Here is a 2,648-nt window from a genome sequence, read left to right on the forward strand (position 1 = left end):
CCCTGGGACCCGCCGGCGGGCCCCTTCGACCGCGCCCGCCCCGCCCTGACGGCCGCCGGCCACGCGGGCTTCCGCCCCTGGCGCAACCACCTCTCCGCCTCCACCACCCAGCTCCGCTACGGCCGCGACGGCCTCTGGTACGTGTACGAGTCCGACCCGGGCAGAGAGGACTGGTGGCCTCGGGGGATACCGGGCTCGGACCCGGTGGCGGCACTCGACGCCTGGTCCGACCGCTGAACCATCCCGAAGGGGATCCAGAACATCCGGGTCAGGCAGTGACCTCCAGAGGTGGGGCGGACCTCGGGCGCCGGGAGCCCCCGTGCTCCAGCCTGGCCACCACCGTGGTGTGGAAGCGGTCGACCGCGGCGTCCACGCTGCGGATGAAGCCGCTCTCGGAGTTGCCGCGGGCATTGCCCACGCTCTTGGAGAGTGACAGCCGGAATCCGGTGATGCGCTCCGGTCCCTTCGCCAGCAGGTCTCCCGGCTCCAGCCGGAGCTTCTCCAGTGTCCCGCGCGGCCCGGCGGCCTCACCCTCCAGCAGTGTTTGTACATGGAGGTCCGCCGGTGCCTCGCCGAGCTGCTTCATCAGCCGTTTCACCCAGGAAAGCGGGTAGCCCTGGTCGGGGGCAGCCACCTCGATGGAGGTCCGCAGCCTGCCCATGCGCAGATCGGCACTGATGGTGAGAATGCCGGGCACACCGTCGATCCGGATCTCTGCGTCCAGCTTTCCGTCCACACAGAACCGGTCCGCCACCTCGATGCGGCGCGACTGCGGGTCGGTCCCGCGCTTGGCGCGCTGAACCGGCACCACCTTGGCGCCGAGTTCCCCGCCGATGCGGAGGCAGACCTGACGTACCAGCCGCTCCCAGCTCTCCACGACCTGCACCGTGCGGGGGTCGCCGGGCGACAGGGTCTCCTCGTCGATCCCGTTGCGCACCGGGACCCAGGCGGGGCCCATGTTCTGGAAGCCGTGGCAGCCGGAGTTCTCGTGCTGGAGATAGTGGAGGAGTTCCTGCAACAGCCAGGCGTGCGATTCCTGGCGCACGCCCTCGTGGCGGAGCAGCATCTGCGCCTGCTGGGTCACCTCCGCCCAGGAGAGGTGCCACAGCGTCACTTTGTGCTTGCGCCGTCCGTCGACCTTCACATCGACGAGAGGGCTTCCTTCGAGGGCCACGTCGTTCGAGAGCGTGATGACGGCTTCGTAACCGCGCCGGGAGGCGATGTCCATGTAGTCCTGGATCTGCTCGGGCTTGAGCGCGTTACCGTTCGTCTTCGTCTCCACGAGCGCGGTCCACAGTTTTCCGGCGCGTTCGACTCGGAGGATCCCGTCAGGACGCTTCGGGCTCTCGCCGTGAGGAAGTGAGACCTCGGTGAAGGTCTCCATGCGCCCCGCGGGCGCGCCGAAGGCGGCGGTGAGCCGGCGCCCGAATTCGGGAACCTGGGCCATCACCGACAGCAGGATGGATGTCGCCCGCACTTCGCGTTCCCGGTCGCTCTTGAGCGAGGAGGCGGGAAAGAGACGTGCTGTCCGCCAGTTGTCGTTCTCCGCCAGGGAGGGCTTTGCCGTCCGGGGGAGGGTGACCTTTTTCTTGGCCGTACGCACCCGGCGGGCCGGGGCAGGGGCCGTCGGCTCCGGTTCCCGGGGCGCCGGGACGGTCAGGGGCGCGGCGACCGGCTTCGGGACGGCCGCTGCCTGGACGGCGCCCAGGTTCTCTCCGGGCGAGGTTTCAGCGGAGCGGTTCCCGTCGATCTCCCGTACGTCGCAGGACTGGCCGTCGGTGGCGCCGACGGTCTCGTCGTCCCGGTCGTCGTCCTCGTCGACCTCGATGCCGTAGTCGGTGGCCAGCCCCGCCAGACCGGTGTCATAGCCCTGGCCGACGGCCCGGAACTTCCACTCGCCGTTGCGCCGGTAGATCTCACCGAAGACGAAGGCGCTCTCCACGGTCGCGTCGTCGATGGAGAATCCCAGAACGTCGTCGCCCGATCCGTCCTTGAGGGTGAGCCGAATGCTCTCCAGCTCGCCGAAGTGGGCCCGTCGGTGCCGGCTCGCCGCGATGACGGCGCGGTCCACGTCGGCGGGGAGCGGGGTGAGATCCAGCCGGATGCGGTCCTCGGTGCCGTTCTCGGTAGGGGCCGATCCCAACAGCTGCACACTGCCGTCGGGTGCGGTGGGGTTGTTGTAGAAGTAGAAGTCGCTGTTGCCGCGGACTTTTCCGTCGGCGCCGATCAGGAGTACGGAGACATCGGCGTCACCTTCACCGCTGGGACTGCTCCAACTCAGACTCACCATCACGGAGTCGGCGTGCTCGCTGAGCGAGGACAGACTGACGTTGGAACCCTTGGCCATTTCGTGCACGCGAGATCCCCCCACGGGACGCGAGGGCTGTACGGGCAGACCCGAACTGCCCTCTCTTTCACGGGATGTTGAGGCTCTTCCCCAAGAGCCGGAAGTGCAGCCTACTCATCCGGAACCCGAAGACTGGGCCATCCGGGTAAAGACGTCACGTCTTGTATCAATGGGTCCGGACCAGCCAGCCGACCGCAGGGGAGTCGCGCCGCTCGACGGACCGTCTCCGGGAGCTACGCCCCGCCCGCACGGGCCCACGACATCGCGGTCCACGCCTCGGTGCGCGGCAGCGGCCGGGTGG

Annotated in this window: 1 protein-coding gene and 1 pseudogene; one reads left to right on the top strand and one right to left on the bottom strand. The window is 69.0% G+C overall.

Going from position 1 to position 2,648, the window contains the following annotated elements; translation table 11 throughout:
• Positions 1–237 (top strand): annotated as a pseudogene (locus tag ACJA3G_RS34745) (hypothetical protein); the annotation flags it as partial.
• A gap of 31 nt (positions 238–268) precedes the next feature.
• Here the strand turns inward: ACJA3G_RS34745 and ACJA3G_RS34750 are convergent.
• Positions 269–2,347, bottom strand: a complete 2,079-nt coding sequence (locus ACJA3G_RS34750) for a TerD family protein (protein WP_406557020.1) — start codon at positions 2,345–2,347, stop codon at positions 269–271.
• Positions 2,348–2,648 lie beyond the last annotated feature (301 nt).

It is taken from the genome of Streptomyces sp. YS-3 (assembly GCF_045257485.1).
In the GTDB taxonomy this organism is placed as follows: domain Bacteria; phylum Actinomycetota; class Actinomycetes; order Streptomycetales; family Streptomycetaceae; genus Streptomyces.